The 6202-nt window shown below is 41.6% G+C and carries 7 protein-coding genes; 4 read left to right on the forward strand and 3 right to left on the reverse strand.

The features are described 5' to 3' along the window. Positions 1-18: 18 nt before the first annotated feature. Entirely contained in the window at positions 19-351 is a 333-nt protein-coding gene (locus H9625_RS16795; RefSeq protein WP_317173131.1) for a DUF5712 family protein, read from the reverse strand. A gap of 151 nt (positions 352-502) precedes the next feature. Between H9625_RS16795 and H9625_RS16800 the strand changes: the two genes are divergently transcribed. Further along, on the forward strand, positions 503-1780 hold the full coding sequence (locus tag H9625_RS16800) for a hypothetical protein (RefSeq protein ID WP_191765460.1): 1278 nt from the start codon (positions 503-505) through the stop codon (positions 1778-1780). A 41-nt stretch (positions 1781-1821) separates the two neighbouring features. Here H9625_RS16800 and H9625_RS16805 read toward each other — a convergent pair whose 3' ends face one another. Further along, complete coding sequence (locus tag H9625_RS16805; RefSeq protein ID WP_191765462.1) at positions 1822-2943, reverse strand: ATP-binding protein; 1122 nt, start codon at positions 2941-2943, stop codon at positions 1822-1824. A 508-nt stretch (positions 2944-3451) separates the two neighbouring features. Between H9625_RS16805 and H9625_RS16810 the strand changes: the two genes are divergently transcribed. The 3 genes from H9625_RS16810 to H9625_RS16820 all read left to right on the forward strand — a co-directional run bounded on the left by H9625_RS16810 (position 3452) and on the right by H9625_RS16820 (position 5267). Further along, positions 3452-4447, forward strand: a complete 996-nt coding sequence (locus H9625_RS16810; RefSeq protein WP_191765464.1) for a replication initiation protein — start codon at positions 3452-3454, stop codon at positions 4445-4447. Beyond that, positions 4431-4622, forward strand: coding sequence for a hypothetical protein (locus tag H9625_RS16815; protein WP_191765466.1), 192 nt, complete (start codon positions 4431-4433; stop codon positions 4620-4622). The genes H9625_RS16810 and H9625_RS16815 overlap by 17 nt, the downstream gene beginning before the upstream one ends. 102 nt (positions 4623-4724) lie before the next feature. Then, entirely contained in the window at positions 4725-5267 is a 543-nt protein-coding gene (locus H9625_RS16820) for a BfmA/BtgA family mobilization protein (protein WP_191765467.1), read from the forward strand. A gap of 326 nt (positions 5268-5593) precedes the next feature. Here H9625_RS16820 and H9625_RS16825 read toward each other — a convergent pair whose 3' ends face one another. After that, the gene (locus tag H9625_RS16825; protein WP_191765469.1) at positions 5594-6058 is read right to left on the reverse strand and encodes a hypothetical protein; all 465 of its coding nucleotides are present in this window, start codon (positions 6056-6058) and stop codon (positions 5594-5596) included. Between the last annotated feature and the right edge of the window lie 144 nt (positions 6059-6202).

Genomic DNA, 6202 nt, shown 5'->3' on the forward strand with positions numbered 1-6202 from the left:
TTTTACTCCGCTCTATATTTACAGCTCCTGCCTGGCTTGAAGCTCCGCTTTGAGATTGTCCCATTTCTCCTTTCTGATGCGCTGCGCACGCTCCACCTGTCGGGTAATTTCTGCCAGGTTGCCCTTCTTGACGGCGTTAAGGTAGTCGAAGCTTTCCTCCAGCTCCCGGTCAAACCACATACGCAGATCAAAATAGCTTTCACACTTCCGGAAAAAATCCGTCCGGTCAAAACCTCTTTTCACGTAGCCGCAGTTCTTCTTCCTGGTATGGTTGGTTTTAGGTCTTAACTTCTTGGTGTTGCTCCGGTCTTTCCGGCTGACGATGATATTTTTCCCTATGATTTTGGAAATTTCACCCGAATGGTTTAACTTTGCTTGCTAGGTTATAGCACACTATGACCCTAAAGGGTCGTGTGCGAGGGGACACCCCTCGACCCCATCCGCCATCGGCAAGCCCGATGGCGATGCAATCGGAATATCCACCAACGAAAAGAGAAAGGTTATGGCAAAGACAAGCATCAACGTAAGACCCTGCAACATCGGCAGCGCGGAACGGCACAACCTCCGCAGCAAGGAACTCGACTACATACGTCCGGAACTCTCCCACCGCAACGAGCAATGGTCGGAAATGAGGATTGCGGACGTGCTGGAGGACATAAGGGAAAAGTACAGGCAGCACACCGGGCAGTCCATGCAGAAGAAGGCGACACCCATCCGGGAGGGAGTGGTCGTGATCGAGGACGGCACGACACTCCGGCAGCTTCAGGACTTTGCCGGGAGGTTGGAGGAGCGCTTCGGAATACACACGTTCCAAATCTACACGCACAAGGACGAAGGAGCCAGCGTTTGGGACGGGAACGCGGAAACATGGAAGCCGAACTACCATGCGCACATGATTTTCGACTGGACGGACGGGGAAACGGGGAGGACCCGGAAGCTGAACAAGCAGGACATGGCGGAAATGCAGACCATACTGGCGGAATGCCTTGGCATGGAAAGGGGCATTTCTTCCGACCGTAAGCACCTTTCCGCCATCCAGTACAAGAACATGGTCGAAGCGGAGAAAGCGGCGCAAATCGAAAAAGAATGCCGCCAGATGGAGAATAAGCGCAACTCCATAGAAGAAAAAGTGAAACAGGCAGGAGAAAAGCTGGAGGACACCCAAAAGAAGCTCAAAGAAGCAGCCGCTGAAGTAAAGGTTGAAAAGCTGAAAGGGGCGGCAGCCGACACGGGAACAGCCTTGCTGAAAGCCGGAACGACCGTCATAGATGCGACAGCCAGTCTTTTCTATTCTGGAAAGGTCAAACGTCAGGAACAGAAGATAGCAGAACTGAAAAGGGAGATCTACGAACTAGAAATGAAAAGCCAAAACCTCCAAAGCAAACTGCGTACAGCAAACGCCCAAGCCGAAATGGAAAGGGAAGCCACACGCAGGGCAGTCAGAACCGGAGAAGAAAGACTGAAACCGATAACCTCCTTGTTCCCCTGTATGGAAAACGCCAAAGAAAACATCGAGGAACTCCGGGAAATGGGTGTCGGAGACAACGATATCCGGCTCCTGCTCACAGGAAAAGAGATAACCTATTCAGGATTCCTGTACGACCGGGAACGCAGGAAAAAGCACCAGGTCAAGGACGTGAAAATAGACATAGCCAAAAGCAAGGCTGGCAACACGACCATTTGGCTGAACGATTTTCACTTCAAAGAGTTCTTCAAACAGCTATGGCAAAAGGTGCAAAAGGCTTTAGGACTTGACAAGGGCATGGGATTCCGTAGGTAATCAAACTCATACTTTCGGAAAAATCCCATGCCCAACAAGGTCTATTTCACAAACGACCAATAATTATCCGGCGTGATAACCTCATAAGTCGAAGTTGGATAAGAATTGGCAAATACTCTCGGTTGGCTATTCCTTGCCTTGCCGTTCCATTTGAATTCAAAGGTATGCAGAACACCGTCCTGTTCCTCGATTAAGTCTATTTCCTGTTGTTCATGAGTACGCCAAAAGAAAAGCTGTGCGAAGTTACCCGAATATGAATTGCGTTTAACCCTCTCACTGACCATAAGGTTTTCCCACAAAGCCCCTACATCGTTTCTTAACTCCAACGGAGCAAAGTTGGAAAGGACGGCATTTCTTACCCCGTTGTCATAAAAGTAGATTTTCTTTCCTTTCTTGATTTCATTCCGCAGATTCCGGCTAAATGAATCCAGCCGAAACACGACAAAGCATTTCTCCAGCAAGTTGATATAATTTTCAACCGTACTCTTATCGACCCCCAATAGATTGCTTAACTCATTATAGGAAACCTCGCTGCCTAATTGCAAAGCTAACGCCCTTACTAATTTTTGAATGAGTTCAGGCTTCTTGATACCTTTGTATGCGAACAAGTCCTTATAAAGATAATTGTTGGTCAGTGACATTAACGTGCGCTTTGCATCTCCCGGTTCCGTTACCACTTCCGGGTACAACCCATATATCATACGGTTTTCTAACAGCCTATGTTCTTCTCTTTCTGAGCTAATGCTTGCCAGCTCCGGCAAAGAAAAAGGATAAAGATTGTATTCTATTAAACGCCCTGTTGCTGGCTCATTTATTTCATCCGCCATACTAAGCGATGAAGAACCAGTAACTACTACTTGCGTATCCAGCTTTAGATCTGCAATCATTTTCAATGTCAATCCAATGTTCTTTACTCGTTGCACTTCATCCACAAACACAAGCTCATATGGTGACAATAGGTGTTTTAATTCGGTTGAAGTCCTGTTTTCTAAAAGCATTGCATCATCATAATTGTCGCAATTCAAAGATAATACACGGTCTGCACCGTTCCACAATGTAGAAAGTAATGTAGTCTTACCAACTTGCCTTGCACCTAATAGAACGATTACTTTTTTCCTATTGTAATCGGCTAAAATAGAATCTTTTATCAAACGTCCTATCATATTTTTTTCTTGCAAAGATATGAATTTACACCTAAAAAAACAAAAATTGGCGGTTAAATTCGCCGAATTTACACCTATTTTAGCGGCTTAAAAAACAAATAAAAACAATAAATCACATTTTTTAACACGCCGGAAAAGTCGTTCCTAAAAAACGCTGCGCTGGCTCTTGCTTTTGCTTTCTCGAACATTCAAAAACTAGTTTTTCCCTGTTTTTGCGCCTGAAAATCAACCATTTCGCTAAAAAACTATGACTTGTTTTAAAGCATTGCTTATTGTATGCTTATCAACTTTCAAAAAAAGCTTTGCAACTAACTATATATCAATCAATTACGAAGAATATAAAAACTCTAAAAACGACTTTTTGAATGTTATAAACGACTTTTTGAATGTTATTTTGCTTTCTAAAAACGACTTTTTGAATGTTTTTGACGACATATATTTTTATATGTCGTTTTTAATACCTATCTTTGCATAACATTCATAATGTCGTCTTAAAAATCAACTGTGTATGGCTGTAAAAATTACAAATAAAGATGTGATACAGAGCTATTTAATGACTGTATCAAAATACGATTTTTCGGTTTACGAAAAACGCATTTTGTACCGCCTTGTAGAAGCGATGCAGTGCGAACTTGAAGGGAAAAAGTTATATCCAGGACTGCGAATCGAGAAGAATCTGTATGATGATAGGGTTGTTTTAATGCCTATTTCTGCGTTTTTAGCAAATGATGATGATGAGAACTACACCCGTGTCAAAAAAGCCTTGTTAGACCTCAGAAACAAGTCATTTGAGTTTGACGATGGGCAAGTATGGAAAGTAATCGGAATTATCGAGAAGCCTCAGTTCAACTACAAGAGAGGCTGGGTTAGATTTGAGATCCAACCGGAAGTGTATAATGCCGTTCTCAACTTCTCAAAGGGATTCAGGAAATACGAGCTCAAAACAGCAATGGAGTTTACGAGCCAATACTCGATGCGGTTCTATGAACTTATGAGCGGACAAGAAAGACCATTGGTTTATACGATAGAGGACTTAAAAATCATGTTCGGCGTACAGAACAAATACAAGCGAAATCCTGATTTTATCAAGCGGATAGTGGTGCCAGCTAAAGAGGAACTGGACGCCAAAAGCCCATACTCTTTTGAATACAAGATTTTGAAAGATGGACGGACATTCCATGCCTTGAAATTGTACCCCAAATACCAACCCGAACATCGGGACGAAGAACTTGAAAAGCATGACCTGCAGAAACAGGTCTGCTTAGGATGGGATTTGGATAGGCTCGTACGGAACTACCTTAAACAGGACTTGTTATTTACCGACCAAGAGATACGGAACAACATAGACCTTTTTAGGGCTGCACAAAAGGAACTTGATATAATGCTGGAGCTTTCCATACTCAAAGGGAAGTCAAGGGAGAAGAAAAACCCAAAAGGGTATATTATCAATGCACTCAAAGGAAAATTGAAAGACAAAGAAAATAATCATGAAAACAGGAGATAGAATTATCGTACCAGCCGAAATCAACGGCTACGGCAGAGATTTACGGGCTATAATAACAGAGATAGAAGAATTTTTCGGGGCAACATTCGTAACGGTGATATTTACAGAGCCATGCCCGGAAGCCTGCGGAAGAACAGGGGGTGTTTACCACGATTTCCAGCTAATAACAGAGTGATTTATTTTGATATAATTGCAATAAAATGCAATAATAATCATTATAAATTGCAATATCAAGACAAATAACCATCTTTGCAACAAGATATAGCATTTTACATCAATGAACAAAGAACAAGAAAGCAGACAAAAGAGGAAAACACCTCTAACGACCATAGCAATAAGTCAAGAATACGCCAAAAAGCTGGACGAATATATACAAGGTTTTGCTCTCACACGCAAAGATTTTGTAGAACTGGCAATCGACTATTTCTTGCGTACAGGGTTTGATATACGTGGAGAAGCGTTTGACCTCTCTCCATTGGAGCGCATAACCAACAGGCTGGAAAGTTCAGTCAAGGTCATGGAACAGCTAAACGAGGGGACAGAGGCGATGCACCAGCTATTACAGGCAGTCCGGGAACAAACCGCTAAGCAGCTTCCGGCTCCTGAAATCATTGCCAATGCTGCCGAAGAAAAAGCTAAGGCTGAAAGCAGGGCTGAAGAACAAGGAAAGGAACTTCAACTCATCCAAAAAGAAAACAACCTGTTACGTAACGAAATCAAGGAACTGCAAGCCTACAAGGAAAAGGCATACCGGGAGTTATGCCGTGTGCGTGATGAACAAAAGACTTTCGGGAAAATAAAAGTAAATACAGAATTATAAAAAGGAGAGAAGTAACTTTTTTACTTCTCTCCTTTTTATCTCAGATCTTAAAAATCATTTGGAATACGCCCGCTTGCGAGGTTATAGCATATTATAATTCTAATTGGGCGATTGATATATGGTTTTATAAGACAAGGTGATGAAACTCACGGAATGTTGTATGCTAACGCTTCGGGTTTTCACATAGAGCAGTTTCCTAATGAAAATGAATGTAAGAATTGTTTTGAAGCATACCTATTCCAACAGGGCAGAAAACACATTTTAAGGAAATGTATCTTCTGCCCTGAATTATAAAAATAGAATTTTTATTGTCTCGACTGAGTATATTAATTCTCCTTTCCTCTTTGTTTAAAGATGAAAGAGTCAAAAATATCTCCAGCAGTTACTCCTATTGAAATATTTCGGATTTGATATCCTTCATTGGGAAAAACAGTTACATTCATTCTATTTTCTTCGATACTGATGGATATACAGCTATCTTCATATTTTTGGGAATCTATGAATTGTTGGTCGTTTCCCATTTGTTTCCCATTTTCTAGAATGGCATATACCCAAAAGTACTTATAATTCTCGCATGTGAAGACATAACTTTTGCCTGCTTGTGAAACTTCTATATTGCTTTTGTTTTTATTTATCTTACTTACATCATTACTTTTCCAAATCATAGGATCCCAATCTCCATCCTTGCTTTCACACGAAAAAAGCATAAGACTTGTCATCAGAAGCAAAAACAGGGTTTTCATTTCGATATTATTGAATGCACATGCTGTATAAATAAATCTTTTGACCATAATTTTGATATTTTTTCTGCAAAGGTAACACTTTTACTAATTGTCACCTATCGCATTTTATAGGTATTTTTACTCCGCTCTATATTTACAGCTCCTGCCTGGCTTGAAGCTCCGCTTTGAGATTGTCCCATTTCTCCTTTCTGA

The sequence above is a fragment of the Phocaeicola intestinalis genome, from assembly GCF_014837065.1.
Lineage (GTDB): Bacteria > Bacteroidota > Bacteroidia > Bacteroidales > Bacteroidaceae > Phocaeicola > Phocaeicola intestinalis.

Bases quoted from the DNA above. Each gene is read 5' to 3' on its own strand.
- H9625_RS16800 (WP_191765460.1), top strand. From the start codon at position 503: ATGGCAAAGACAAGCATCAACGTAAGACCCTGCAACATCGGCAGCGCG.
- H9625_RS16805 (WP_191765462.1), bottom strand. From the start codon at position 2,943: ATGATAGGACGTTTGATAAAAGATTCTATTTTAGCCGATTACAATAGG.
- H9625_RS16810 (WP_191765464.1), top strand. From the start codon at position 3,452: ATGGCTGTAAAAATTACAAATAAAGATGTGATACAGAGCTATTTAATG.
- H9625_RS16815 (WP_191765466.1), top strand. From the start codon at position 4,431: ATGAAAACAGGAGATAGAATTATCGTACCAGCCGAAATCAACGGCTAC.
- H9625_RS16820 (WP_191765467.1), top strand. From the start codon at position 4,725: ATGAACAAAGAACAAGAAAGCAGACAAAAGAGGAAAACACCTCTAACG.
- H9625_RS16825 (WP_191765469.1), bottom strand. From the start codon at position 6,058: ATGGTCAAAAGATTTATTTATACAGCATGTGCATTCAATAATATCGAA.